The sequence below is a fragment of the Paraburkholderia sp. BR10954 genome (genome assembly GCF_040965775.1).
GTDB lineage: Bacteria > Pseudomonadota > Gammaproteobacteria > Burkholderiales > Burkholderiaceae > Paraburkholderia > Paraburkholderia youngii.
This window is the reverse complement of the sequence record NZ_JBFRCK010000015.1, coordinates 76832-102914: the sequence shown is the minus strand read 5'-3', so window position 1 is coordinate 102914 and position 26083 is coordinate 76832. Positions and strand designations below refer to the sequence as shown.

Below are 26083 nucleotides of genomic sequence, written 5' to 3'. Positions count from 1 at the left end.
GTTGTCGCCCGGTGGCGGGCTTGCCTGCCTACTTACTGCACCGTCGCCAGCACCTCGCCAACCGTGCGGAAGAGCCGCGCGATCTGCTCTTCGTCGATGATAAGCGGCGGCGAGAACGCGAGGATGTCGCCGGTGAAGCGGATCAGCACGCCCGCCTCGAAGCATTTGACGAACGCCTCATAAGCGCGCGCGCCCGGCGCACCGTCGCGCGATTCGAGCTCGATGCCCGCGACGAGGCCGAGATTGCGCACGTCCTTCACATGCTTCGCGCCGCGCAGCCCATGCGCGGCGGCTTCGAACGTCGGCGCGAGGCTGGCCGCGCGCTCGAACAGCTGGTCGCGGCGGTACAGATCGAGCGTCGCGATCGCGGCCGCGGCCGCCGCCGGATGCGCCGAGTACGTGTAGCCGTGGAACAGCTCGATCGCGCCCGGCGCGCCGCTGCCGACGACCGTGTCATGGATCGTGCGGCTCGCCGCGACCGCACCCATCGGAATCGACGCGTTGTTGATCGCCTTCGCCAAGGTGATCAGGTCCGGCGTGACGCCGAAGTGTTCGCTCGCGGTCGCGTTGCCGAGACGGCCAAAGCCGGTGATCACCTCGTCGAAGATCAGCAGGATGCCGTGCTTCGTGCAGATCTCGCGCAGCTTCTGCAGATAGCCTTGCGGCGTAATCAGCACGCCGGTCGAGCCCGCCACCGGTTCGACGATCACCGCGGCGATCGTCGAAGCGTCGTGCAGCGCGACGATGCGCTCCAATTCCTCGGCCAGATGCGCGCCCCATGCGGGCTGACCCTTCGCGAACGCGTTGTGTTCGAGGTTGTGCGTGTGCGGCAGATGATCGACCGCCGGCAGCAGCGCGCCCGAGAACGTCTTGCGATTCGGTGCGATGCCGCCGACCGAAATGCCGCCGAAGCCGACGCCGTGATAGCCGCGCTCGCGGCCGATCAGACGCGTGCGCTGAGCTTCGCCGCGCGCGCGATGGTAGGCGAGCGCGATCTTCAGCGCGGTGTCGACCGATTCGGAGCCCGAGTTCGTGAAGAAAATGCGGTCGAGTCCTTCCGGCATCAGCTCGGCAACCTTGGCCGCCGCTTCGAACGCGAGCGGGTGGCCCATCTGGAAGGTCGGCGCGAAGTCGAGCGTCGACAACTGCTGCGTGATCGCTGCGACGATTTCATCGCGGCTGTGGCCCGCGTTCACGCACCACAGTCCCGCGCAGCCGTCCAGAATCTCGCGCCCGTCGGTGCTTCGGTAGTACATGCCCTTCGCCGATTCCAGCAGGCGCGGCGCGGCCTTGAACTGGCGGTTGGCGGTGAAGGGCATCCAGAAGGACGACAGATCGTCGATGACGGGGCGCGAAGTCATGGCATCTCCTCGAAGTGGGTGTCGGTTGGGGGATTTGAGCGTAGCCAAACTGTAGTCCTCGCGGTTTAATGGCGGCATAAACAGTTGACGAAGTGTGGTGCCAACTGTGCTGGTGGATTCCCGCGAACTGTCCCGGTAGGCGGGGCGGTCCACGCTTGGTCTTTTTTCCTGGTTTTTCGCCCAAAACATGATCGAACTGGACCTTCAACGCGACCGGCGTGCGGCGCCGACGCTCGTCGAACAGGTTGTGCAAGGCTTCGCGCGCGCGATCGACGCGCAATCGCTGCGCGCCGGCGCGCTGCTGCCGTCGGTGCGGCAGCTTGCGCAAAGCCACGCGCTGAGCACCTTCACGGTGACCGAGGCGTACAACCGGCTCGTGTCGATGGGGCTGGTGGTCGCGCGGCGCGGCTCCGGCTATCGGGTGGCGGCGCGCTCGCCGTCCGCGCGCGCGGCTGTCGCCGATTGGACGCCGCCGAGCCTGACCGCGACATGGCTGCTGTCCGACGTGTTCGCCGATCACTCGGTGCCGATCAAGGCGGGCTGCGGCTGGCTGCCGAGCGAATGGACCAACGAGAGCGGCCTGCAGCACTCGCTGCGTGCGCTGAGCCGGGTGCCGGCCGCGCGTCTCGGCGACTACGGCCATCCGTACGGCTTCGCGCCGCTGCGCGAGCGCATCGCCGAACAACTCGATCGGCGCGGGCTGCCGGTCGACGTCGCGAACGTGCTGCTCACGCAGGGCGCGACGCAGGGACTCGATCTGATCGTGCGCACGCTGCTGCGCGCAGGCGATGCGGTCATCGTCGAGGACCCCGGCTACTGCAACCTGCTGCAGATCCTGAAGCTCGCCGGGCTGGTCGTGCATGGCGTGCCGCGCACGCCGGCCGGCGTCGATACTGAGGTTCTCGAAACGCTGGTCGCGCGGCACAAGCCGAAGGCGATCTTCGTCAACACCACGCTGCAGAATCCGACCGGCGCGACCTTCGGCATGTCGGCCGCGTTCCGCTTGCTGCAGATCGCCGAGCGCGAACGCATCTGGGTGATCGAGGACGACGTGAGCCGCGAACTCGCGCCGGCCGGCGCGCCGCTACTGGCGGCGATGGAGGGCTTGCAGCGCGTGTTGCACGTCGGCGGCTTTTCGAAGACGGTGACGCCCTCGCTGCGCTGCGGCTACGTGGTGGCCGAGCAGGCGGTGCTGCGCGAGCTCGCGCGCACGAAGATGGCGGTGGGACTGACGTCGTCGGAAACGATCGAGCGGATCGTCGACAAGGTGCTGGTGGAAGGTCGTTACGCGCGCCACGTCGAGATGGTCAACGAGCGGCTGAAGCTCGCGCACGTGGCACTCGAAGAACGGCTCGACGCGCTCGGGCTCGAGGTGTTTCATCGGCCGCGCGCGGGGCTCTTTATGCTGGCGCGTCTGCCGATCGAAGCGGAGCACGCCGCCGAGGTCGCGACCGCCGCGCTCGCGCACGGCATCTGGCTCGCGCCGGGCTCCTACTTCCGTCCCGACGACGCGCCGAGCGCGTGGTTCCGCTTTAACGCGCCGTATTCGACCGACGACGCGTTGTGGCGCTTCATCGAGAGGGTCGGGCAGGGGGCATGGTAGACGCGGCGGCGCGTCGGACGCTCAGCCGCCGTGCCCGAACAGCTTCAGCGCGATCGGATACAGCGATCCCACGAGCAGCAGCGCCATCGCGACGTTGAAGATGCGCAGCCGTTTCTGGTTCGACAGCACCTCGCGCATCGCCGTGCCGAAACCAGCCCACACGCAGATGCACGGAAAGCCGATCACATAGAACACCGCGGCCATTGCAACGGCGTTCATGCCGAAGCTGTTGCTCAGATGAATCGTCGTCGCGGCGGTCAGCACCATCATCCACGCCTTCGGATTGACCCACTGAAACGCGATTGCTTCATGAAAGCGCATCGGGCGCCGTTCGCCGTTCCTGAGCTTCAGCTCGCCCGACGTGCCGATTTTCCACGCGAGATACAGCAGATAAGCGACGCTGACGACTTCGAGCATCGTGTACAGCACGGGAAAGTGCACGAACGCTTCGCCGAGGCCCACGCCGACCGACAACATCAACAGCACCACGCCGACGCTGATGCCGGACAGATGCGGCAGCGTGCGGCGAAAGCCGAAATTGACGCCCGATGCGAGCAGCATCGTGTTGTTCGGACCGGGCGTGATCGAGGTGACGAGCGCGAACAGAATGCCGGCGGGCAGCGCGCTGAGAGTGACGAAAGACATGGGGGATGGGCTCCGGTGTCGCCAACAGAAACGGTGAAGCTCATTCTAGCGATAGGTCCCGGTACAGTACCTGTACGGTTTTGAAAAGGGTGTCCGGTACGGATCTATGATGACTTGATGAGCGGAAAACGCCGTCGCGCGGCGTGTCCACACTCGGTAGTTAACATATGTTGCAAGTATTTTTTTAATGGCAACATATGTAGACGGCTGGCACAGCAGCCCGCCATCCATCAGGAACCTGCAGAACGCTCGGAGATACCTATGAAAGTGATGAATTGGTCCGCTGTTGCCGTGCTCATGGCGGCAACGTCGGTGAGTACTGCCGCGTTCGCGCAGGACACGACGTCCACGCTCGCGAAGATCCAGCAAAGCGGCGTGATCGCGATTGGCCATCGCGAGACCTCGGTGCCGTTTTCCTACGTCGATGCGAACAACGAAGTGATCGGCTTTTCGCAGGACCTGTGCAACAAGATCATCGATGCGGTGAAGACGAAAACGAAGCGTCCGGACCTCAAGATTCGCTTCATCCCGGTGACCTCGCAGAATCGCATCCCGCTCGTACAGAACGGCACGGTCGATCTCGAATGCGGCGTGACGACCAATCTCGCCGCGCGCCAGAGCCAGGTGAGCTTCGGCGACACGTTCTTCGTCGCGACGACACGTCTTCTGACGCGCAAGGACTCCGGCATCAAGGACTTCCCGGATCTCGCGGGCAAGACGGTGGTGACCAACCAAGGCACGACGTCCGAGCGCATCCTGCGCAAGATGAACGAAGACAAGAAGATGAACATGCAGATCATCAGCGCGAAGGATTACGGCGAAGGGCGCCTCACGCTCGAAAGCGGCCGTGCCGTCGCGTACATGATGGATGACGTCCTGCTGGCCGGCACGCGCACGCTGACCGCCAAGCCGTCGGACTGGGTCATCACCGGCACGCCGCAATCGTCGGAAGCGTATGGCTTCATGTTGCGCCGCGACGATCCCGAGTTCAGAAAGCTCGTCGACGACACGCTCGAACAGGTGATGAAAGGACCCGAAATCCACACGATGTACGACCGTTGGTTCGTCAAGCCGGTGCCGCCGAAGAACATCAGCTTCGACTTTCCGATGAGCGATTCGCTGAAGCAGCTTTACGCGCAGCCGAACGACAAGGCGCTCGAATAACGGATTTTGCCGCGATTGCCTGTAGGCATGGGTTTTTGCGTGGCAGCGTTTGGCTCTTTCCTCTATACCTGGCTATGGGCGGCGTGTTTCGGTTCAGCGTCGCCTGTAGCGGGAACGGAGGCGAAAAGTGAAGAAGCCGATGGACACTTCACCGCGCGGACGGATTTTCCTCAGTGGAATCCTTCTTGCCGTGCTGGCGCTAGCAAGCGGTGTATTCATGGTGTCTGCCAACGCCGACGCGCCCATGCGCGCGATCACGATCGTATCGGGCACCTATGGCGGGAATTGCGGCGCGCCGCGCGGCAACCTGACTCGCGAGCTCGAGCGTCATTGCAACGGACGGGAAACCTGCGATTACCCGCTGCCCGGCCTGCACAAAGGCGGCACGACGCTGGCATGCCCGCGCGACTTCCACGCCGAATGGCATTGCGACCACGCGGACTTTCACACCGCGGCGCTGGGTCCGGGCGCGAAATCGGGCGACAGGCTCGTGCTGGGTTGCGTCGAGTCGCGCGGCGCGGGCAAATAGCTGCATGCGCGAATAAAAAGGCCGAGGCCCTCGCGGGGCTCGGCCTTTGACTATTGCAGCGGTCTTTTAGCTGGTTTTACGAACCGGCGCGAAGCGCCGCTTGACGAGCGACGGCCCGATACGACGGAACCGCTCGCGTTTGTGTTCCTCTTCGAAGTGAGCGAGCGACGGCTTGATCAGATCGCTGCGCGACACGATTCCGATCAGACGCATGCTGTTGCCATCGGCGACCACCGGCAGGCGTTCGAGCCCTAGCACTGCGAGCCGCGTCGCCACGAGCCGGCAGGTCTCGGATGACAACGCGAATGCGGTGTTGTGCTGCGCGAACACGTCGGCGAGGGTCATCGCGCGCTTGCGCTCCGTGTCCTCGGCGCAGAAGCGTTCGAGCAACGGGCGGTCGGCCACGCCGATCACCGCGCCGTCGCGCACCACCGGATACGCGCGGCGCAGCTGGTTCGCGCCGAACAGCGTCTGCAGCGTTGCGCCGACCGTCGTGGCGGCATCGACCGATTCGACCGAGGCGGTCATCACTTCGTCGACATAGTGGCGCTCGAGCGGATCGACGCCGTACTCGCGATAGATGTGATAACCGCGTCGCGCGATTTTCTCGGTCATGATCGAGCGCCGCATCACCACCGTGGAGAAGCCGTGCGCGATCAGCGTTGCGGTCAGCAGAGGCAGCAGCGCGTTGGCGTCGTGCGTGAGGCCGAACGCGAACACGATGGCCGTGAGCGGCGCGCCGAGCGTGGCGCCAAGCGTCGCGGCCATGCAGACGAGCGGCCACAGCCCCGGCTCGCTGCCCGGCAGCCAGTGCGCGAGCACCGTGCCGAGTCCGGCGCCGAGCATCAGCAGCGGTGCGAGCACGCCGCCGGACGTGCCCGAGCCGAGCGCGATGACCCACATCACAGCCTTCACGGTGAGCAGCAAAAGCGCGACCTGCACCGCAATATGCTGATGCAGCAAATCGCCGATCACGTCGTAACCGACGCCGAGCGCGCGCGGTTCGAGCCAGCCGCCAATGCCGACGACGATGCCGCCTAGCGCGGGCCACCACATCCAGTGGATCGGCAGCTTGCCGAACAGGTCTTCCACTTTGTAGAGCGCGGCGGACAGGCCGGACGCAAGCGCGCCCGACAACACGCCAGCGACCGCGCACGACAGCAGGGACCAGCCATCGGGCGCGGCGGTCTGCAGCGGAAACAGCGGACCTGTACCGAAGAAAATCGCGCGAGCGAAGCCGGCGACCGCGCAAGCCACCGCGACCGGCAGGAAGCTGCGAGGGCGCCATTCGAACAGCAGCAGCTCGACCGCGAGCAGCACGGCCGCGAGCGGCGTGCCGAACACCGCGGTCATGCCGGCCGCGGCGCCGGCCACGAGCAGCGTCTTGCGCTCCGCCGACGTGAGCTTCACGCACTGCGCGATCAGCGAGCCGAGCGCGCCGCCGGTCATGATGATCGGGCCTTCCGCGCCGAACGGCCCGCCGCTGCCGATCACGATGCCCGACGACAACGGCTTGAGCACGGCCACTTTCGGCGACATCTTGCTCTTGCCGAACAGGATCGCTTCGATCGCCTCGGGAATGCCGTGACCACGAATTTTTTCGGAGCCGAAGCGCGCCATCAGGCCGACGATCAAACCGCCGATCACCGGCACGCCGATCACCCAGATGCCGAGCGTATTGGCGGCGGGCGAGCGGTCGACGAACGACAGCGTGCCGAAGAAAAACAGGTTGGTGAACAGGTGAATCAGGTTCAGCAGAACAACAGCGGCAAACGTACTGACGAGGCCGATGCACGCGGCGAGCGCGAAAATGCCGGGCAGTCGCGCATTCGCCGCGAAATCGCGCTTGTGGGAATCCATGCTCATGGTTAGTCGAGGTCGATCCGAGGAATCTGGAAGGAGCCTTCGAGCGATCTCAATTCGGCGCGATGCAGTTCCGCGAGCCGCTCGAGTACCCGTTCTCCCGCTTTTTCGATGTGTACTTCAACCTGGCGACGATCGGTTTCGCTGACCTGGCGGCGCACGAGACTCAGTGCCTCGCAGCGCGATACCAGTGCGACGACGCCGTGATGTTGCGCCTGCAGACGCTCCGCGAGTTCGCCGACGGTCGCCCAGTCGCGCTCGGGATAGCCCTTGATATGCAGCAACAACAGGTATTGCAACGGCGTGATGCCCTCGTTCTGCGCGGCCTGCTCCGAGAAGCGCTCGAAGCGCCGCATCTGATAGCGAAACTCCGACAACTGCTCGAAATCGCTTTTGACGAGCTTGCGAGTCCGTACTTTCATAGGATATCCGCCGATGTGAAGAAACGGAAAATATATCACGACATGACGTATTTGGGTGGATTGCGGCCGTGGCAACGGCGTCGCGCGGCAGGTCTCCTTGCTCTTTTAACTGAAAATCAGGCCGCCTTGCGGGCTTGGGTGGCGGTCTGCCGGTACAGGCCGGAGATCAGGTCCACCTGCGTGATCATACCGACCACGCGCCCCCCGCGATCGAGCACCGGCACGTGGTGGTGCCCGTAGTTCGCGAACATCGGCACGAGTTCCGTGATCGGATCGGAGGCGCCGACGGTGCACACGTCGGTGGTCATCAAGCTGCCGACGTTCGACGTGCGAAGCGCATCGCCGCGCAGCCAGCCGTCGAAGTAGTTCAGGATCGGACCGAGCGCGCCGAAGCTTTTCCTGTCGACGAAATCGGCGCGCGTGACGATGCCGAGCAGCTTCTGCTTCACATCGACGACCGGCAGCGCCTTCACGTTGTGGCGCCTGAACAGCTCCCATGCGGCGGCGGCGCGCGTGCCCGGCGACACCGACACGACATGGCGCGACATCACGTCTTCGCAGCGCAGTTCGTCGAAGCTGCGCGAGAAGGCCTGTAGCTGCGTTTCGCGCAGCAACGAATAGAGGTCGTCCGTGCCGATGTCGAGCATTTCGTCACGGCGTCGAAGCACGGCTTTGACGTCGTCGCGGGTGAAGCCGACGCGCGCGGCTTCGTCGGCGGCCTGGTTCGGCGTCGCGCGGTCCTGGCGTCCCGCATGCGGGTAGCGGTGGCCGGTTGCCGCGTGATAGACAAGCGCCGCGAACAGCAACGCGGCCGACTGGATCGTGATCGGTTCGAGCACGAAGCGGTAGCCGAGCGCATGAATGACCGGGCCGCCCAGCACCGCCGTCAACGCGACCGCGCCCGACGGCGGGTGCACGCAGCGTAGCGCGAACATGCCGGAGATCGACAGCGCCACCGCGAGGGCGGCCGCCAGCGTCGGATCGCCGATCAGCATCGCGCAGGTGACGCCGACCGTCGCGGACACGAGGTTGCCGCCGATGATCGACCACGGCTGCGCGAGCGGGCTCGCGGGCACCGCGAACAGCAGCACGGCCGAGGCGCCCATCGGCGCGACCAGCAGCGGAATGTTTGCGGCGGGACCGAGCAGCAGATACATCAGACCGCCGGTGAACGCGATGCCGAGCAGCGCGCCGAGGCACGAACGCGCACGCTCGTGCCATTTCACGGTGACCGGGGCGGGGAGAAAGCTGGCAAGCCAGCCGAGAGCAGGAGAGCGGGACAAGATAGGAGCGGAAAGTAGTCGAAGATGCCGGGCCCGACATTACCGGGGAAACCCTGGCAACGCGAATACAGTCTGGTCATGATTATATTTCAATGTGATATAAAAAGTTCTCCAGCCCCTGCGCGGCGCGCGAAATCTGTCGCATATCGCAGACAGTCGAGCGCGCGCCCGACCTCCTTCAGCCTGGCCCCAAATCACCGATCCGCACGTTCTTGTTTATCACGTTGTGATATAAAATGATGTAGACCGATCGGGAGCGCTCGTTGGCTGGTTGCCTGATAGATGGATAGGGAGCCATCATGATGATCACATTTCAATCGACGGCGTCGCCGGATGTCGTCATGCTGAGGGATCTCGCGCAATATCTGCTAGGACTGATCGGCAAGCGGCTCAGCGAGCGGGGCGTTATCAGCCACGACGAGCTGGTCCACGCGATCGATCGTCTCGAAGCCGCCATCACCGAAGACGCGGCCGCGGAAACGACCCTCGAAGCATTGCACTGTTCAACGAGTAATCAACGCGAGTCGCGCAACCGGCTGTCGCAGCGCGCGTGGCCGTTTCTGGACATGATGCGTGCGGCGCGTGACTCGGACGCCGACATCATCTGGGGGCTGTAGTTCGTCGAGGGAATCGCGATGAAACGATTGACGTCGCGTCGACGCTTCGCAATCCTCCTTATTTCGGTTTGCGCCGTTACGCTTGCCCATGCGTTCTCACCTGAGCAGGAAACCGGCCGATACCAGCAGCCGATGCGCGACCCATGCGCCGCGTCGCGCGACACCGAGGTGCGAAGCAGCGTGATCGGCGTGTATGGCGGCACCGTTGTCGACCAGTTGTCCAGCGGAGCGGTGGTGCTCGTGAAATGGCCGGACGGTTCGCCGCACGAGGCATGGACCGCTGGGTCGCACAGCCATGGTTTGCCCGTCGATCCCGCGGCAAACGCTGCGCATGTTTTCTTTCTGTGGCCGGAGTCATAGCGGGGCGTTCCTGATCGCCGCGGCGAGCAACCGCATGCATTCAGGTACGGCTAATGCGTGCGCGATGCTGTTACGACGGCACACCCATTCCCTATCTCGATCCGACCATACTTCGGCTCGACGCAGATTCATCGCGCGTACCCCGTGGTGCAGGCGGGGCGGCTAGTCGGCATGGCCGATCGGCGGATGCTGAGCGCGGCGCTCGACGAGGGCCGCGCGACGGCGACGGTGGGCGAGCTGTGCGCAAGCGATGCGAACTTCCCGAACGAGCGGCTCGACATCGCGTTGCCGGAAGAGACCTGCCGGCACGTTGCCGCGCGTCTGGCCGCGCGTTCGCTCGATCGCGTGCCGGTCGTCGCCGACACATCCAGCTATCGGCTGATCGGCATCGTGTCACGCCACGATCTTGTCAAACCCTCGCTGTCGATCTTCAACGAGGAACGCGAGCGGGAACGGTTCCGGCGCATTTCGCTATTCCAGGGCAGGGATTCGGTGGCCACCGAATCTCGCGAATAGTGCCTGCTTAACGGCGTTTCTGTAGGTATTTGCATGTATCGGTGTCGCGCGGTATATGTCACGAACTGACATATAATTAATTGATGACTTGCCGCGCGGCGCAAGGAGGTTCCCATGTCGAGCTTCAGGCGCATTCTTCTCTGTTACGACGGAACACGCGAAGGACAACACGCATTGAAGGACGGTGCCGCTCTAGCGCAAGACCTGAACGCGGAAGTGCACCTGCTTTCCGTGCTCAACAATACGGCGTGGATGCAGGGCGCGGACATCACGTCCGCGGTGCCGGTCGATTTCATCAACGAATCCGCCAAAGCGCTGCTCAACGAGGGCTTGCAGAAACTCGCCGCGCGCGGAATTCGCGCGACCGGTCATCTCGCGATCGGTGAACCACTCGACGAGATTCCGTTTTTCGCTAACGATCTGAAGGTCGATCTGGTCGTCGTCGGTCATCGCCGCAGTCACGGACTCGCGCGATGGTGGGGTGGCCGGCACGACGGACTGCTGCTCGATCGCGTGACATGCAGTGTGCTGGTGACGATGGGCGCGGCAGTCGCTGCGCCGGCCGCAGTCGCAGGCACGGGCGAGACCGAGCGGTCCGCCGAACATTCATGAGCGTTGCGTTGTTTGTGTTGAGTTGAGAGTTGGGTTGCGTTGCGTTGGCACGGAGGCACACCATGAAAGTCGTCGACGAACGGTTCAATCATCCCCAGCCCGTCAAGCACAGCGATAACGAAAGAGCAAGCTGCCGCAGCGCGCCGCCGATGCGCAGCGGCCGAAGAAGAAACCCGAAGGCGAGCCGCCGGTCGAGTGACGCGGGGCGGTGCCACGCCGTTCAATTCGCGCGTAAATGCTAAAGCGCTGCCAGGCGCGAAAGCCTGGCAGCGTTTTAGTCATACATGCGAGTCGCCCGGCACAGGCGACCGACATCGCGTCAGACGATCGCAAGTCGGTGCTGAACGACAACAGGAACGCACGCGGCGCGCCCCCGGTCAGGTACGGTCCGCGCGAGGAACGAAAAGTCCGGCCCGATTATCGTTCAAATGCGAATCGTTCTTGTTGAAGAACTGCAAAAGAACTGCGGAAGAACTGCGACGATTTACCGGACAGATGGCAAAAGTGGGTGTTTCTGATGGCGTCATGACGCCGTGATGCGCGGGTTTGACGGCACCGCGAGGACGGTACAGCGTTTGCTACCCGCCCAAAGGTTTAACCGCAGGCCGCCATACATGTCACGAAATTCGACTACCTGCCAGAGATGGAGCGCCCGAGAGGTCCAGCTATTGCACGACGTGCCGCGCGTGCTCGTCGTCGACGACAACGAGAGCGCCGCCGAAGCGCTTGCCACCTGGCTGTCCTACGAGGGCGTCGAGGCGCGCGCCGCGACCGGCTGCACGGCGGCGCTGCGCTGCGTGCGCAACTGGGTTCCCGACGTCGTCGTACTCGACATCATGATGCCGGAGCGCGACGGGTACGAAACGGCGAGCGCGCTGCGCCGCTATCTGCCGACGCACAGCCTTGGCATCGTCGCGTTCACGTCGCTGGACGAAGATCATGTGAGGGAAACCGGCCGCGAGCGTCACAATTTCGACGGCTATTGCCAGAAGGGCACCGCGCCTGCCGCGCTGCTCGCATTGTTGCGAGGGCTGTGGCGCGGATGAAGACGGCGCTCGCGCCGATAAAAAACGCGGCTCCACACCGCCGGGCTTGTCAACCGCGCTTTTCAGTCGGGCGCGCAACCCGCCGCGCTGAACCGCTCAGCCCTTCCGCGCGGCCGGCATCCAGCCGGCTTCGACACCGAACTGCGCGATCTGTTTCGCGACCGCATCGGCTAGGCGCTTTGCATCGTCCGACACGCCCGCGCGCTTCGTTTCGGTCACGCCGTGCAGGCCCGCGCCGGCCGCTGCCGCGGTCGCGACGGTGCCGGCCGCCGCGCCGACCCCGGCGGTTTCGACCATGCCCGGCATCTTGCCGCTGTCCGCGTTGGCCGTGAAGCTCTGCACGACGCGCGGCGCGCCCACAGCGGGTTGGTAGACGATCTGCACCGCGCTGCTCACCTCGCTCTTGCCCGCGCCGAGCCCGATCAGCGTGCGGCGGCGGCGATTGCCGGCGTCAATCGTCTCGAAACTGCCTTGCACGAGCAGCACGTTCTGGCCGGCGGGCACCGGCGCGTCGGTGCGCACCGCGTGCAGACCCATCGCCTGCAGCTGATGGACGATCTCGTCGGCGACCTGCTCGCGCACCTTGGTGGCATCGGCAACCTGCTTCTGCGCGTCCGACGAACCCGACATCTGCGTCTTCAGTTTCTGCAGCATGCCACTGTTATCGAGCTTGACCTGCTGCGGATCGGCATCGAACGTGTACACGTAGATCGTGTCAGGATGCACCGTCGACTGCGTGCCTGCGCCGGCCGTCGCGGACGTGCTCGTCGCGCTCAGATTCGTGACGCTGGCGCCGGCGCAGCCGCTCAGCAGCGCGCTGCCGCACACGAGTGCCATGCAGGTGAAACGGGCGGCGTTCTTTTTGATGAAGTTCACTGAAGTCAACATGATGATCCTGTCGTCGGCACGCGGTGCCAGTGGGTTCGAGTCCATCGCCGATGATCGGGCAACCGTGGGATCGTCGATCATCGGCGAAGGGATTCGCACGTGAAGCCTTTCGATCTCATGCGTCTGTGATTCGTCACGCACCGGCAGCGAACGAAGTATGGGCGAGCGGCCCGCCGAACTCCATTCAACAATTATTTCGAGCGATGTCACGGCGACATGAAGGCGCGACGCGCGGGGAGCCGCGGCGACGCGCGACACGAAAAGGCGGGGAGCGGGATGAAGAAGAGAGAAGGCGCGGACGTCGGGCCGCCGATCAGTTCAAAGCGAGCTTGACGATGCAGCAAAGCACGAACACGAGCAGGGCGGCGGCAATGGCCATGTCCATTGGATAGCGCATTCCTTCACCCTGTCCTGACGTTGCGGAGCTCCTATCGTAATCACCTGACGGAAGATGAAAAGCGTCAGTGAAGCGCCAATGTGGGACAGGCAACGAAGTCCCGCACGCCGCGCGTAGCGGGGCTGCGGGAGCGCTTCCACCCATCGGCGAGAGGCGGCGAAGCACCGATCGCTCGATTGCGCTCGCATGCTTCGGCGCAAAAAAGCGCCGCGTGGCGCGGCGCTCCATTCGCAATTCGCGACGAAGATTTATTGCGCTTGCGCGGCTGGCAGACCCGGCGGCGTGCCATGCGGCGCCTTGTTCACCGCAGCGAGATCTTCGGCGAGACTCGTGCGCAGTGTCGCAATAGCTTGCTCGGGATTGGCGGGCTTCAGCTGCTCGCGCGCCAGCGAGTCGTACACGTAGTGGCGCAGCATCGGGTCCTGGGTCTTGTTCAACACGTCGTGGTAGACCGCGACGATCTCGCCTTGACGGCCGCTCAGCGCATACAGACGGCGCAGTTGTTCGAGATCGTTGATCACCGCGAAAGCTGGACTCGGATGACCCATCATCGGACCATGCCCCGGCGGCCCGTCGCCGCGCGGACCGCCGTCGTGCATCGCGGCGGGCGGGGGCGGTGGCATGCCGTCGTCGGCAAGCGCGTTCGTCGCGATGATGCCAAGAACCGCGGCCACGGCCGCGCTGAGGATTGCTTTTCTCATGATGTCGCTCCCAGCGAAAACAGCGCCGGCGCCACGATGGACCGGCTCCTCGCAACGATAGTCGACGCGCTGATCCGCCGGGTTACGAAAGCCATTCAGTAACTTTCCGAGCCTTTCGAAGCACGCGCGACGCGACGCGCGTCACCGCGCACGAATTTGCGTCAGGGTGAGCGCCGCTGGCGCAACGCAGCCGGATAGCGCATGATTGCTGCGATGTGCCGTGCGACCCCCAAAAGCACGTCGCCGTGGCGGCACGCGCGGCACACGCAGCCGCCGGCATCGGCGTCGCGCCTGGTGCGGGCGGCGCAGAGGCGATGAGTCTTCAACCGCAAGGAGGATTTCGCATGGACCGACCCGATGCAGCCAATCCGTTTGGCGATCTGACCAAAATGCTGGAACAGTTCAAGCTCCCCGGCTTCGACGTACCCGCCATCATGGAAGCACGCCGCAAGGACATGGAAGCGCTGGTTCAAGCGAATCAGACAGCATTCCAGGGGATGCAGTCGCTCGCGCAGAAACAGGCCGAGATGCTGCGCAGCACGCTGGGCGAGTTGCAGGCACTGACTGCGCAACTCACCGCGGCTGGCGCCGCGCCGTCGAGCAAAACCGCGGAGCTGATCCAGCAGAGCCTGCACAAATCGCTCGCCGATATGCAGCAGCTCGCGCAAGCCGCGTATCAGACGCAGGCGGAGTCGTATGCGGTGATCGCGAAACGCGTAGAGGAGAATGTGCAGGAACTGAAGTCGCTTCTTGAGCAGCAGAAGAAGAAGTAGCGCACGCCGCGAGTTCCGAACCATCTATGTCGCGGAGGGCCGTCAAGCCTTCCGCGATTTTTTTGCCCGTTATTCGGTAGACGCTTACATCGATAAAAAAACGCTGCCCTCGTTCACAGCTTCTACGCGTGACGACCGAAATTTCCGCAGCCTGCTGCTTCTAAATATCAGAAGGAAACCAAGGCATTGTCGCCAAAAGACTTTGTCCGCACTGATCGAACGTAGTCGAACGATCCAGCAGCCTCCAAAGGCTCGAATCGCGCAGCAAACGATTGCCGCGCGCCATTCCCCTGACTTAAAGTTTCGCCCCGCCTTTCCGTAGACGCATTCACGCAGCCCAACCGGCGTGAAGCAGCCCGGCCTAGCCGGTCAGGTGTGCGCCCCTCGTTTCGCGTTTTCATCTGGGAAGGAAATCTTTTGAATCCGAAGCTTGTTACCCGCATTGCCTGCGCAGTGTTCGGGGCATGCTGCGCGTTGCCGTTCGCCGCGCACGCGACGCTCGGCCAGAACGCCAGCACCGTCGACGCCGATCAGACGCGCCTGCACGCAGTCGCTCATGCGGCCAGCGCACAGGGCGCCTATTCGGTGCACGCGCTGACGCTGCCGTCCGGCACCCACGTGCGCGAATTCGTGGCGGCCAACGGCATCGTGTTCGGCGTCGCGTGGGATGGCCCGACGCTGCCCGATCTGAAGGCGATGCTCGGCGCATCGTTCGACGCGTACGTCGCCGCCAGCGCGACGCGTCGCGGCGTGCCGCTCGCGGTGTCGAACAGCGATCTCGTCGTGTTCTCGAGCGGCCATCTGCGCGCCTTCGCCGGCTACGCGTATCTGCCGCAGGCGGTGCCCGCCGGCGTCGACGTCAGCGTCATTCAATAACGGAGCGAACATGCGATCCAGGTCATCGTGGATGACTCGGCTGGGCGCGGCGCCCGTCGTGGTTCTGGCGCTGCTGTTGAGCGCGTGCGGCGGCGGCGGTGGTGGTGGCGGCAGCGCGAGCACCACGGCCAATTCGAGCACGTCCGGGAGTTCGACCGGCTCATCGGGTTCGACCGTGACCAATACGTCGCCGTCGCCGCAGGTGCTGGCCGCCAACGCGGTGCGCGTGACGGTCGACTCGGGCATCAGCAACGTGCCGAACATGCCGTTCGTCAGCATCACGATCTGCGCGCCCGGCACCGGTAATTGCCAGACGATCGATCACGTGCTCGTCGATACCGGCTCGTGGGGCGTGCGCGTGTTCGCATCGCAACTGCCCGCGTCGATGAGCCTGCCGCAGCAGAAGGACGGCGCGGGCAATTCCGTCGCCGAATGCATGCAGTTCTTCGACGGCTATACGTGGGGCGCGGTGAAGCTCGCCGATGTGCAGATCGCCGGCGAGAAAGCCGCGTCGCTGCCGATCCAGCTGATCGATCCCGGCTACGCATCGCTGCCAAGCGATTGCGCGGCCGTCGGCGCGCCGCGCAATACGCCGGCCAGCTTGCAGGCGAACGGCATTCTCGGCATCGGCGTGTTCAAGCACGACTGCGGCGCGAGCTGCGTGCAGCAGGCGATTCCCGCGACCTACTACGGTTGCAGTGGTACCAACTGCACGTCGATACCGCTCGCGGAAACGTATCAGGTCGCCAATCCGGTGCCGTACTTCGCGACCGACAACAACGGCTCGGTGCTCAGTCTGCCGACCGTGTCGGGCGGTGCGCCATCGGTGTCGGGGAAACTCGTGTTCGGCATCGGCACGCAGGGCAACAATGCGCTCGGCGCGGCGCAGGTTATCGGCGTGAGTCCGTCGAACGGCACGTTCACGACGGTGCAGAACGGCACCACGTACACGCGCAGCATTGTGGACAGCGGCTCGACGGGACTCTTCTTTCAGACCACCTCGATGCCGGCCTGCGCGAGCCCGAACAGCGCGTATTACTGCCCGAGCTCGACGCAGCAGTTGAGCGCGATGATCGAAGGCGTGAACGGCACGACGAGCGCGGTGACGTTCAACGTCGGCAATGCGATGTCGATCGCGCAGACTTATAGCGGCGACTCGGCATTGCCGCTGCTCGCGGGACCGGCGTTCGTGACATCGACGGTGTTCGATTGGGGGCTGCCGTTCTTTTATGGCCGCAACGTCTATGCGGCGATCGAGCAGCAGTCGACGCCGGGTGGGAAGGGGCCTTATGTGGCGTACTGAAGCGATGACCGTGTGATGAAAGCCCGCTGCCGGTTGATCCGACAGCGGGCTCTTTTATGCGCTCATGTGCTCGCGGTCGCTCCGGTTGTCGCGCTTGCCGCCCGCCGCCGCGATCACGCGATGCACGAAGCGCAGCTTGTCGACCACCGGCGCCGCGAGCGTGAACGGATAGCCGTCGGGCATGCCCAGACTGCGGTTCAGGCTGTTCAGCGCGTACGTGAGTGGAAACCAGCGCTTCATCAGATTGCCGAAGCTCGCATCCTCGACCGGCGTGCGGTCGGTCAGCGTCGGCTCGCTCGGATCGTCGGGCAGCAGCGCGAGTCCGTACGATGTCGAGGTATCGAGCACATCGACGATCAGCAGATAATGCGCCCACGTCTCCGCCCAGTCTTCCCACGGATGCATCGTTGCGTACGCGCTGATGTACGACGCCTGCCAGTCGGCCGGCGCACCGTCGCGATAGTAGTCGTTCAGCGCTTCGCCGTAGTCGGCCTGCTCGTCGCCGAACAGCTTGCGAAACGGTTCGAGCCAGCGCGGCTCGTTTTCGATCAGCTGGCTGAAGAAGTAGTGGCCGGTCTCGTGGCGGAAGTGGCCGAGCAGCGTGCGGTACGGCTCGCCCATCGCAGTGCGCACTTTCTCGCGATGCGCGTCGTCGGCCTCGGCGATGTTCAGCGTGATCAGCCCGTTGTCGTGACCGGTCATCACCGGCTCGCCATCGCCGCCGTCGGCGAGAAATTCGAAGGCGAGACCGCGCTCGGGGTCCGCGTCGCGCGATTGCACATCGAGGCCAAGTTCGCCCAGTGTGTACAGCAGGCGCCGTTTCGCGACTTCGAGCCGGTACCAGTAGAGCCGGTTTTCCGGTTCGCTCAGGTTCGGAATCGTGCGAGTCAACTGACAGGCGCGGCACAGCGTATCGGGCGAGTCGGCGGGGATCATCCAGTTGCAGACGTTTTCGACCGCGTAGTTGTGGCATTGCCGGAACAGCGCGCCGTTCGCCTCCGGATGCAGGCTGCGCCAGCGGCCGTCGCCGGCGTCATCGAACGCGCTGATTTCGCGCAGTTCGGGGAGATAGCCGAGCAGCGACTCGCAGCGCTCGCAGCGGACATTCTCGTAGAACAGCAGTTGCGCGCAGCGATTGCAGTGGAAGGTTTTCATCGGGCCGGCCTTTTGATCAGTGCGATGTCGGTTGCGGTGACGAACGATCGCAATCTTCATGCCGCGATTGCCAGACGTCACCGCTTTAACGCACAGTACGGTCATGATCGTGCATCGGTGGTGCGCCGCTTTGGTGCACGGTCCGACGTAGCCCAACGGCAAGACAACACATACGCAAAACGCACACGCAATTCAGGCAACACCAAACGATTCACACGAGTTTGACCAGCAACGGCATAGAGCTTGCTTTTTTGGCGGGCTGCACCTTTCGTCGAGGAGTCCGGAGTGTCCATACGCGTCGCCTTGCATCACGTTACTCATTACCGCTACGACAGACTGGTTACGCTGTCGCCCCAAGTGGTGAGGCTGCGGCCCGCGCCGCATTGCCGTACGCCGATCCTGTCGTACTCGATGCGCGTCGAACCCGCGAGGCACTTCACCAACTGGCAGCAGGACGCGTTCGCGAACTATCAGGCGCGGCTGGTGTTCCCCGAGCAGACGCGCGAGTTCAAGGTGAGCGTCGATCTGGTCGCCGAGATGGCCGTCTACAACCCGTTCGACTTTTTTCTGGAACCATCGGCCGAGCGGTTTCCGTTCGACTACGCGCCGGAACTCGCAGCCGAACTCGCGCCCTACTGCGTGAAACGGCCGATGACGCCGCGCTTCGCCGAGTTCGTCGCGAGCATCGACCGCACGCCGGCCGGCACCGCGAACTTCCTGGTGGCGCTGAACCAGCGGTTGCAACGCGAAATTCGCTATCTGATCCGGATGGAGCCGGGCGTTCAGTCGCCCGAGGAAACCTTGGTCAACGCGTCGGGCTCGTGCCGCGATACGGGCTGGCTGCTCGTCGAGACGTTGCGGCAACTGGGCTTCGCGGCGCGCTTCGTGTCCGGCTATCTGCTGCAGCTCGCGCCCGACGTCAAATCGATCGACGGCCCGAGCGGCACCGAGGTCGACTTCACCGACCTGCACGCGTGGTGCGAGGTCTATCTGCCGGGCGCGGGCTGGATCGGGCTCGATCCGACCTCGGGGCTGCTCGCCGGCGAAGGCCATATTCCGGTTGCCTGCACGCCGGAGCCGGGCAGCGCGGCGCCGATCTCGGGCGCGGTCGACGAATGTGAGGTCGAATTCGGACACACGATGTCGATCGAACGCGTGCTGGAGTCGCCGCGCGTCACGAAGCCGTACAGCGAAGCCGCTTGGCACGACGTGCTGAAGATGGGCGCGCGGGTCGACTATGAACTCGCCGACATGGATGTGCGACTGACGATGGGCGGCGAGCCGACCTTCGTGTCGGTGCGCGATCGCGATGCCGCCGAGTGGAACACCGACGCGCTTGGACCCACCAAGCGCGGCTACGCGGTCGCGCTGATGGACCGGCTGCGCGAGCGCTACGGCGCGAACGGCTTCCTGCATATCGGCCAGGGCAAGTGGTATCCGGGCGAGCAACTTCCGCGCTGGGCGATGTCCCTGTACTGGCGCGCCGACGGCGAGCCATGCTGGCGCAACCCGGCCTTGTTCGCCGATGAACGGGAGCCTGGCCGCTACACGGCCGGCGACGCGCAACGGTTCATCGCGCATCTGGCGGCGAAGCTGTCGCTCGACGAGGACTGCATCCAGCCCGGCTACGAGGACACCTGGTACTATCTGTGGCGCGAGCGTCGCCTGCCGGTCAACGTCGATCCATTCGACGCGCGCCTCGACGACGAACTCGAACGCGTGCGGCTGCGCCGCGTGTTCGACGCCGGGCTCGCGAGTCCGGCCGGCTACGTGTTGCCGCTCGGCCGCGAGCGCGGCGCGCCGGGCATCGCGGCGAAGTGGATCACGGGCCGCTGGTTCTTCCGCGACGAACGGATGTATCTGATCCCCGGCGATTCACCGATGGGCTACCGGCTGCCGCTCGATTCGCTGCCGTGGGTGTCGAAGACCGACTATCCGTATCAGCACGCGCACGATCCGTTCGCGCCGCCGCAGCCGTTGCGCACGGCTGCGCAGTTGCGCGTGCAGTACGAAGGCGGGCGCGAGAGCCGGCAGATCGCCGAGGAACAGATCAGCGGGCGGCAGGCGGCCGCGCTGTCGCTGTCGGCGGCCGATCTGCTGAGCGGCATGCCGCAAGGCGGCGTGCTCGCGTATGCGCCGCCGCGCCATGACGAAGCGCTGCCGGCGCGTGGCGAATCGTCGAAGGACACGCTGCGCACCGCGGTGTGCGTCGAGGCACGCGACCCGAAGCGCGCGGCCGGCCCGAAAGCCGAAGCCGATTCCTTCGGCAGCGGCCGCACGCTGCTGCACGTATTCATGCCGCCGCTGACCGAGCTCGACGACTATCTCGACCTGCTTGCCGCGGTCGAAGCGACGGCCGAGGAGCTGAAGATGCAGATCGTGCTCGAAGGCTATCCGCCGCCGCGCGATCCGCGCCTGAAGGTGCTGCAGGTGACGCCGGACCCCGGCGTGATTGAAGTCAACATTCATCCGGCCGCGAACTGGGACGAGCTCGTCGATCACACCGAGTACCTGTATCAGTCGGCCGCGCACAGCTATCTGAGCAGCGAGAAGTTCATGCTCGACGGGCGCCACTCCGGCACCGGCGGCGGCAATCACTTCGTGCTCGGCGGCGCGACGCCGGCCGACAGCCCGTTCCTGCGGCGGCCCGACCTGCTCGCGAGCCTGATCGCGTACTGGCACAACCATCCGTCGCTGTCGTATCTGTTTTCGGGGCTGTTCATCGGACCGACGAGCCAGGCACCGCGCGTCGACGAAGCGCGCAACGACCAGGTCTACGAACTCGAAATCGCGTTCGCCGAGCTGCAACGGCAGGTCGATCTGCTCGGCGGCCGCGACAGCGGCAACCTGCCGCCGTGGATGATCGATCGCGCGCTGCGCAACATCCTGATCGACGTGACCGGCAACACGCACCGCGCCGAGTTCTGCATCGACAAGCTGTATTCGCCCGACGGACCCGCAGGCCGCCTCGGTCTGCTGGAGCTGCGCGGCTTCGAGATGCCGCCGCACGCGCGCATGAGTCTGGTGCAGCAATTGCTGCTGCGCGCCCTCGTCGCGCGATTTTGGCGCATGCCGTACACGCGGCGGCTCACGCGCTGGGGCACCGAGCTGCACGACCGCTTCCTGCTCGGCACCTTCGTAAAGATGGATTTCGACGACGTGCTCGCTGACCTCGGCGAAGCGGGCTTCGCCTTAGATAGCGCGTGGTTCGCGCCGCACTTCGAATTCCGCTTTCCGCTCGTCGGCGAGATGACGCTGAGCGGCATCGACCTGACGATCCGCAACGCGCTCGAACCGTGGCACGTGATGGGCGAGGAGGGCTCCGCCGGCGGCACGGTGCGCTATGTCGATTCGTCGGTCGAGCGGCTCGAAGTGCGCGCGCTCGGGTTGAACGGCGATCGTCACATACTGAGCGTCAACGGCGTGCCGGTGCCGCTGCAGCCGACCGGCCGCGTCAGCGAGTACGTGGCCGGCGTGCGTTTTCGCGCTTGGGCGCAATCGTCGGCGCTGCATCCGACGATCGGCGTGCACGCGCCGCTCACGTTCGACCTCGTCGACACCTGGAGCGGCCGCTCACTCGGCGGATGCCAGTATCATGTCGCTCATCCGGGCGGGCGCAACTATCAGACCTTCCCGGTCAACGCCTACGAGGCGGAAAGCCGGCGACGCGCGCGTTTCTTCGCGTCGGGTCATACGCCGGGACCGCTCGCCGTGGGCCGACCGCAACGCAGCCTCGAGTTTCCATTCACGCTCGATCTGCGCCACAGTTGAACAACACGCATCGCTGACACCACACGACCTTGGCCTTTCAATCGACCTTGCCCTTCGAAGCGTCCGCGATGCCGGCGGACGCTTCGTCCCTGTTGCGGTTGCTGCCGGGTCATGACGGACATTGGGACGAGCTGCGCGACGCGTCGGGCGCGCTGCGCGAGCCGTGGCGGCAGTTCTTCGCGCTGCTCGACGAGGACGGGGTGGCGCGACTCGCGGATCATCACGCGTCGATCGCTCGGCAGATCCGCGATAACGACATCAGCTACAACGTCTACGCGGACAACGGCAAGTCGCGGCCCTGGGCGCTCGATCTGCTGCCGTTCCTGATCAGCGAGGCCGAGTGGGCGCAGCTCGAGCGCGGCGTCGCGCAGCGCGCGCGTCTGCTCAACGCGATCGTCGCCGATATCTACGGACCGCGGACGCTGCTCGAACATGGGCAACTGCCGCCCGCGCTGGTGTTCGGCCATCCCGGCTATCTGCGTTCGGTGAAGGGCTTCACGCCGGCCGGTGGCCAGTATCTGCAGGTCGTCGCGCTCGATCTCGCGCGCACGCCGGGCGGCGAGTGGAGCGTGATCGCGCATCGCACCGAGGCGCCGTCCGGTCTCGGCTACGCGCTCGAAAACCGCCTGATCGTGTCGACGCTGCTCGCCGAGCCGTTCCGCTCGCTGCGCGTGAGCCGGCTTGCGCCGCTCTATTCGCAACTGATCGCGACGCTCGTGCAGGCCGCGCAAGCGACGATGCGCGACGAGGAAAGCGCCGACGCTTCACCGCATATCGCGCTGCTCACGCCGGGGCCGTACAGCGAAACCTATTTCGAGCATGTGTTTCTCGCGCGCTATCTCGGCGTCACGCTGGTCGAAGGCAAGGATCTGACCGTGCGCGGCGACCGGCTCTATCTGAAGACCCTGGCAGGCCTCGAACGCGTGCACGTCGTGCTGCGCCGTCTCGACGACGCGTTCTGCGACCCGGTCGAGCTGCGCGCCGATTCGACGATCGGTGTGCCCGGGCTGTTGCAGGTGATGCGCGCGGGCAACGTGATCGTGTCGAACGTGCCGGGCTCGGGGTTCGCCGAGTCGCCGGCGTTGCACGGTTTCATGCCCGGTATCGCCGAAGCGTTGCTCGGCGAAGAGCTGCTGCTGCCCGGCGTGCCGACCTGGTGGTGCGGCGAACAGGCCGCGCGCGAGCATGCGTTCGCGCATCTCGACGACGCGTTGATCGTGCCGACCTGGCCGCTCGCGGGACGCGATGCGCCGCCCGGCATCGAACGGGGCCGACAGCCGCTCGCGGCATGGCGCGAGCGCATCGACGAGTTGCCCGACGCGTTCACGATCCAGCAGGAGCAGCGCTTTTCCTGCACGCCGCGCTACGAGGAGGGCACGATCGGCGGGCGACCGTCCGTGCTGCGAGTCTATGCGATCGCCGACGTCGACGGCGGCTGGCACGTGATGCCGGGCGGCTTCACCCGCATGGCCGCCGAGCGTCAGACCACGGTATCGATGCAGCATGGCGGCAGCAGCGTCGATACCTGGGTGCTGTCGAGCCAGCCAAGCTCTACGTTCACGCTGCTGCCTTCGCCGATGCAGCCCGCCGACCTCACGCGCAAGCATCGCACAGTATCGAGCCGCGCCGCCGAGAACCTGTTCTGGGCGGGCCGCTACGGCGAGCGCGCGGAAAACAATGTGCGGTTGCTGCGGCTGATTCTCGGCTCGCTCGAAGGCAACGACGCCGATGCGATGTTCGCGACGCTGGTCGAACTCGCGACATGGTGCGGCCTCGTGCAGCCGGGCGACCTGGCGTCGCCGCACGGGCCGGCCTCGCCGCAGACCTTCGAGCGCGCGCTCGTCGCGAATCTCGGCGAGAGCGCGGGCAGTGTCAGCATCAGCCAGAACCTCAACTGCCAGGCGCGCGCGAACGGCGAGGTGCGCGGGCGGTTGTCGAACGATCATTGGCGCATGATCCTCGCGGCGCGCAACGACTTTCAGGATGCGTTGCAGGTGTTGCTGCCTGCCGTGGGCGCAGGCAACGGCGGCGCGGGCGCCGCGAGCAGCGGCAGTGCGTTCGATCGCTACGATCGCGTGACGCTCGCGAACGCGCTCGAACATCTGTCGGTGCAGCTATCGGCGATCAGCGGCGCGCAGGGCGACCGCATGACGCGCGATGAAGCATGGCGGCTGCTGTTCGTCGGGCGTCATATCGAACGCGTCGCGACGATGGCCGCGTTCATGCGCGGCGTCGCCGCGAATGGCCAGCTCGCGACGCCGGCCGGCTTCGATCTGCTGCTGCAAATGTTCGACAGCACGCTCACGTATCGCTCGCTGTACCCGGGGCGTTTCGAAGTGCCCGCGCTGCTCGATCTGCTCGTGATCGAACCGCACAATCCGCGCGGCATTTATGGCGTGTACGAACGGCTGCGCAACAAGCTCGGCGAGATCGCCGTCGCGGCGGGCAGCGTGCGGCATCGGCCGTTCGCGGAGTTGCTGCCGCCGGTCGAAATGCTGCCGTCGCTCGGATCGCTGTGCGAGGTCGACGAACACGGCTCGTATGGCAAGCTGATTGCGCTGTGCGATCAGATCGGCGGCTTCGCCAATGCGGCCGCGCATGAAATCAGCGCGCGCTATTTCAGTCACGCGACCACGGTCGCCTCGCAGGTGTGGGTATGAAGCACGCGTCGACGGTGCTGTCGGTTTCGCATCGCACTACCTACCATTACTCGACGTATGTCGAAACCGCGCAGCATCTGGCGACGATCCGACCGCTCGCGTGTCCGTGGCAGCGCGTGATCTCGCGCAGCGAGCAGATCGAGCCGGAACCGTCGTATCGGCATAGCCGCATCGACGCGTTCGGCAACGACGTGCTGTATTTCGCGCTCGATACACCGCACGAGCGTCTGCAACTCGTCAGCGAGACCACGGTTGCGCTGACGCCGCGCTGGACCGACCTCGACGCCGAGGCCACCCCGCCTTGGGAGACGGTGGCCGAGGCGCTACGGTTTCGCGTGGGCGGCGCGTTCCGTCCAGAGGCGGAGTATTGTTTCGCGTCGCCCAATATCGCGCTGCGACCTTCTTTGCGCGCCTATGCGTTGCCGAGCTTCACGCCCGGCCGGCCGCTCGTTGTAGGTGCGATCGATCTGATGCATCGCATTCACGAGGACTTCGCGTACAAGCCGTCGGCGACGCTTTTCGATACGCCGGCCGAACGCGCATTCGAACTGAAGAGCGGCGTGTGCCAGGATTTCGCGCAGGTGATGATCGGCTGCCTGCGCTCGCTCGGTTTGCCCGCGCGCTACGTCAGCGGCTATCTGCGCAACGATCCGCCGCCAGGCCATCCGCGTCTGATTGGCGCGGATGCTTCGCACGCGTGGGTGTCGGTGCATTGTCCGGCCAGCGGCTGGATCGATCTCGATCCGACCAATGACGTGCTCGCCGACCTCGATCATGTGACGCTCGCGATCGGGCGCGATTACAGCGATGTGTCGTTGTTGCGCGGGACGATTCTCGGCGGCGGCGCGCATCGGATGGAAGTTGGCGTGACGGTGCTGGCTTTGTGAAGCGGGCGCGGCTCGTTGCGGGTATTCGACTGAGTTCGGCCATAATGGAGAAAACGTCGCCGGAGTTCGCCCGCTCATGAAGTCTCTTTGCTTCGCAGCATTTCTCGTTTTCGCTGCCGGCTGCACGTCGACCTCGCCGCCGGCGAATCCTCAGGCGGCGCATGATACGAACGCCTACATACTGCACGCTCCCGACGCCGCTGCGAGACCTCCGCGACTTACCGTCGGCACCAGCTATTCCGACACGCAACTGATACTGCCGTGGTTCCTCAACGATATTATCAACTTCGTGAACTATCGCTAGTCTGAAACTCTTTTCCAGAGAGCGGTCACAGCCAGCGACGCACAGACGCCTTGTAGGCCAGGTATTCCGACGGAAAGCGGCGTTCCAGATAGCGCTCTTCCCGCGGGATAACAACCAGCGACATCAGCGCTTCCGCTGGCACGAGGGTGACCGGTAGCCAGAGGCTGACGATTGCACTCAGGTTGACAAAAGGCGGCCGTATGATCCCCGGGTTTGCGACTGGCGGCACCATCGCTGGCTCCGCCTTTTCGTTGCGGTCCTCGCTTGCCATATCCGCCTCCAACTCTCGCTTCAACTCGACTCTGGATTACGACGCACCGGGATCAGCGCCATAGCCCACGGTGCCG

At 65.0% G+C, this 26083-nt stretch carries 24 protein-coding genes; 15 read left to right on the top strand and 9 right to left on the bottom strand.

Going from position 1 to position 26083, the window contains the following annotated elements; translation table 11 throughout:
* Nucleotides 1-32 precede the first annotated feature (32 nt).
* Nucleotides 33-1361 carry an aspartate aminotransferase family protein gene (locus tag AB4Y34_RS21340; RefSeq protein WP_368717142.1) on the bottom strand — a complete coding sequence of 443 codons (1329 nt, stop codon included), beginning with the start codon at nucleotides 1359-1361 and terminating at the stop codon, nucleotides 33-35.
* A gap of 187 nt (nucleotides 1362-1548) precedes the next feature.
* Between AB4Y34_RS21340 and AB4Y34_RS21335 the strand changes: the two genes are divergently transcribed.
* The gene (locus AB4Y34_RS21335) at nucleotides 1549-2964 is read left to right on the top strand and encodes a PLP-dependent aminotransferase family protein (protein WP_368598121.1); all 1416 of its coding nucleotides are present in this window, start codon (nucleotides 1549-1551) and stop codon (nucleotides 2962-2964) included.
* Between the two features lie 21 nt (nucleotides 2965-2985).
* On the opposite strand, the gene AB4Y34_RS21330 is transcribed toward AB4Y34_RS21335, so the two are convergent.
* A complete protein-coding gene (locus AB4Y34_RS21330; protein WP_368717141.1) occupies nucleotides 2986-3609 on the bottom strand; it encodes a LysE family translocator in 624 nt (207 codons plus the stop codon).
* 261 nt (nucleotides 3610-3870) lie between these two features.
* Between AB4Y34_RS21330 and AB4Y34_RS21325 the strand changes: the two genes are divergently transcribed.
* Entirely contained in the window at nucleotides 3871-4773 is a 903-nt protein-coding gene (locus AB4Y34_RS21325) for a glutamate/aspartate ABC transporter substrate-binding protein (RefSeq protein WP_368717140.1), read from the top strand.
* A 127-nt stretch (nucleotides 4774-4900) separates the two neighbouring features.
* Nucleotides 4901-5302: a hypothetical protein gene (locus tag AB4Y34_RS21320; protein WP_368717139.1), complete on the top strand. Its 402-nt coding sequence runs from the start codon at nucleotides 4901-4903 to the stop codon at nucleotides 5300-5302.
* A 66-nt stretch (nucleotides 5303-5368) separates the two neighbouring features.
* On the opposite strand, the gene AB4Y34_RS21315 is transcribed toward AB4Y34_RS21320, so the two are convergent.
* From AB4Y34_RS21315 to AB4Y34_RS21305, 3 genes are all read right to left on the bottom strand, one after another.
* A complete protein-coding gene (locus tag AB4Y34_RS21315) occupies nucleotides 5369-7168 on the bottom strand; it encodes a chloride channel protein (RefSeq protein WP_368717138.1) in 1800 nt (599 codons plus the stop codon).
* 2 nt (nucleotides 7169-7170) lie between these two features.
* The gene (locus AB4Y34_RS21310; RefSeq protein ID WP_176384891.1) at nucleotides 7171-7587 is read right to left on the bottom strand and encodes a MarR family winged helix-turn-helix transcriptional regulator; all 417 of its coding nucleotides are present in this window, start codon (nucleotides 7585-7587) and stop codon (nucleotides 7171-7173) included.
* Nucleotides 7588-7703: 116 nt separating this feature from the next.
* Nucleotides 7704-8870, bottom strand: a complete 1167-nt coding sequence (locus AB4Y34_RS21305) for an HPP family protein (protein ID WP_368717137.1) — start codon at nucleotides 8868-8870, stop codon at nucleotides 7704-7706.
* Between the two features lie 299 nt (nucleotides 8871-9169).
* Between AB4Y34_RS21305 and AB4Y34_RS21300 the strand changes: the two genes are divergently transcribed.
* The 6 genes from AB4Y34_RS21300 to AB4Y34_RS21275 all read left to right on the top strand — a co-directional run bounded on the left by AB4Y34_RS21300 (nucleotide 9170) and on the right by AB4Y34_RS21275 (nucleotide 12021).
* Nucleotides 9170-9487 (top strand): DUF1840 domain-containing protein, encoded by a 318-nt coding sequence (locus tag AB4Y34_RS21300; protein WP_368717136.1) that lies wholly within the window; start codon nucleotides 9170-9172, stop codon nucleotides 9485-9487.
* Nucleotides 9488-9505: 18 nt separating this feature from the next.
* A complete protein-coding gene (locus AB4Y34_RS21295) occupies nucleotides 9506-9847 on the top strand; it encodes a hypothetical protein (protein WP_368717135.1) in 342 nt (113 codons plus the stop codon).
* A gap of 57 nt (nucleotides 9848-9904) precedes the next feature.
* Complete coding sequence (locus tag AB4Y34_RS21290) at nucleotides 9905-10363, top strand: CBS domain-containing protein (RefSeq protein ID WP_368717134.1); 459 nt, start codon at nucleotides 9905-9907, stop codon at nucleotides 10361-10363.
* Nucleotides 10364-10477: 114 nt separating this feature from the next.
* The gene (locus tag AB4Y34_RS21285; RefSeq protein WP_368717133.1) at nucleotides 10478-10975 is read left to right on the top strand and encodes a universal stress protein; all 498 of its coding nucleotides are present in this window, start codon (nucleotides 10478-10480) and stop codon (nucleotides 10973-10975) included.
* Nucleotides 10976-11037: 62 nt separating this feature from the next.
* A complete protein-coding gene (locus AB4Y34_RS21280) occupies nucleotides 11038-11217 on the top strand; it encodes a hypothetical protein (RefSeq protein ID WP_368717132.1) in 180 nt (59 codons plus the stop codon).
* A 372-nt stretch (nucleotides 11218-11589) separates the two neighbouring features.
* Nucleotides 11590-12021, top strand: coding sequence for a response regulator (locus AB4Y34_RS21275; protein ID WP_176106654.1), 432 nt, complete (start codon nucleotides 11590-11592; stop codon nucleotides 12019-12021).
* A 96-nt stretch (nucleotides 12022-12117) separates the two neighbouring features.
* Here the strand turns inward: AB4Y34_RS21275 and AB4Y34_RS21270 are convergent, their stop codons facing one another.
* Together AB4Y34_RS21270 and AB4Y34_RS21265 are read right to left on the bottom strand one after the other, a co-directional pair.
* Nucleotides 12118-12909: a DUF4410 domain-containing protein gene (locus tag AB4Y34_RS21270; RefSeq protein ID WP_368717131.1), complete on the bottom strand. Its 792-nt coding sequence runs from the start codon at nucleotides 12907-12909 to the stop codon at nucleotides 12118-12120.
* 645 nt (nucleotides 12910-13554) lie between these two features.
* A complete protein-coding gene (locus AB4Y34_RS21265) occupies nucleotides 13555-14007 on the bottom strand; it encodes a hypothetical protein (RefSeq protein WP_368717130.1) in 453 nt (150 codons plus the stop codon).
* A gap of 344 nt (nucleotides 14008-14351) precedes the next feature.
* Here AB4Y34_RS21265 and phaP point away from each other — a divergent pair, with 344 nt between their 5' ends.
* From phaP to AB4Y34_RS21250, 3 genes are all read left to right on the top strand, one after another.
* Nucleotides 14352-14780, top strand: a complete 429-nt coding sequence (gene phaP / locus AB4Y34_RS21260; protein ID WP_368717129.1) for a TIGR01841 family phasin — start codon at nucleotides 14352-14354, stop codon at nucleotides 14778-14780.
* A gap of 417 nt (nucleotides 14781-15197) precedes the next feature.
* The gene (locus tag AB4Y34_RS21255; RefSeq protein ID WP_368717128.1) at nucleotides 15198-15656 is read left to right on the top strand and encodes a DUF2844 domain-containing protein; all 459 of its coding nucleotides are present in this window, start codon (nucleotides 15198-15200) and stop codon (nucleotides 15654-15656) included.
* A 10-nt stretch (nucleotides 15657-15666) separates the two neighbouring features.
* Nucleotides 15667-16959 (top strand): DUF3443 domain-containing protein, encoded by a 1293-nt coding sequence (locus AB4Y34_RS21250; RefSeq protein WP_368717127.1) that lies wholly within the window; start codon nucleotides 15667-15669, stop codon nucleotides 16957-16959.
* Nucleotides 16960-17013: 54 nt separating this feature from the next.
* Here the strand turns inward: AB4Y34_RS21250 and AB4Y34_RS21245 are convergent, their stop codons facing one another.
* Nucleotides 17014-18114: a putative zinc-binding metallopeptidase gene (locus AB4Y34_RS21245; RefSeq protein WP_368717126.1), complete on the bottom strand. Its 1101-nt coding sequence runs from the start codon at nucleotides 18112-18114 to the stop codon at nucleotides 17014-17016.
* Nucleotides 18115-18399: 285 nt separating this feature from the next.
* Here AB4Y34_RS21245 and AB4Y34_RS21240 point away from each other — a divergent pair, with 285 nt between their 5' ends.
* The 3 genes from AB4Y34_RS21240 (at nucleotide 18400) to AB4Y34_RS21230 (ending at nucleotide 25432) form a co-directional block, all read left to right on the top strand.
* The gene (locus AB4Y34_RS21240; RefSeq protein WP_368717125.1) at nucleotides 18400-21885 is read left to right on the top strand and encodes a DUF2126 domain-containing protein; all 3486 of its coding nucleotides are present in this window, start codon (nucleotides 18400-18402) and stop codon (nucleotides 21883-21885) included.
* Between the two features lie 68 nt (nucleotides 21886-21953).
* On the top strand, nucleotides 21954-24545 hold the full coding sequence (locus AB4Y34_RS21235) for a circularly permuted type 2 ATP-grasp protein (RefSeq protein WP_368717124.1): 2592 nt from the start codon (nucleotides 21954-21956) through the stop codon (nucleotides 24543-24545).
* Entirely contained in the window at nucleotides 24542-25432 is an 891-nt protein-coding gene (locus AB4Y34_RS21230) for a transglutaminase family protein (protein WP_176384870.1), read from the top strand. Before AB4Y34_RS21235 ends, AB4Y34_RS21230 begins: the two co-directional genes overlap by 4 nt.
* Nucleotides 25433-25761: 329 nt before the next feature.
* On the opposite strand, the gene AB4Y34_RS21225 is transcribed toward AB4Y34_RS21230, so the two are convergent.
* Nucleotides 25762-26007: an isoprenylcysteine carboxylmethyltransferase family protein gene (locus AB4Y34_RS21225; protein ID WP_368717123.1), complete on the bottom strand. Its 246-nt coding sequence runs from the start codon at nucleotides 26005-26007 to the stop codon at nucleotides 25762-25764.
* Between the last annotated feature and the right edge of the window lie 76 nt (nucleotides 26008-26083).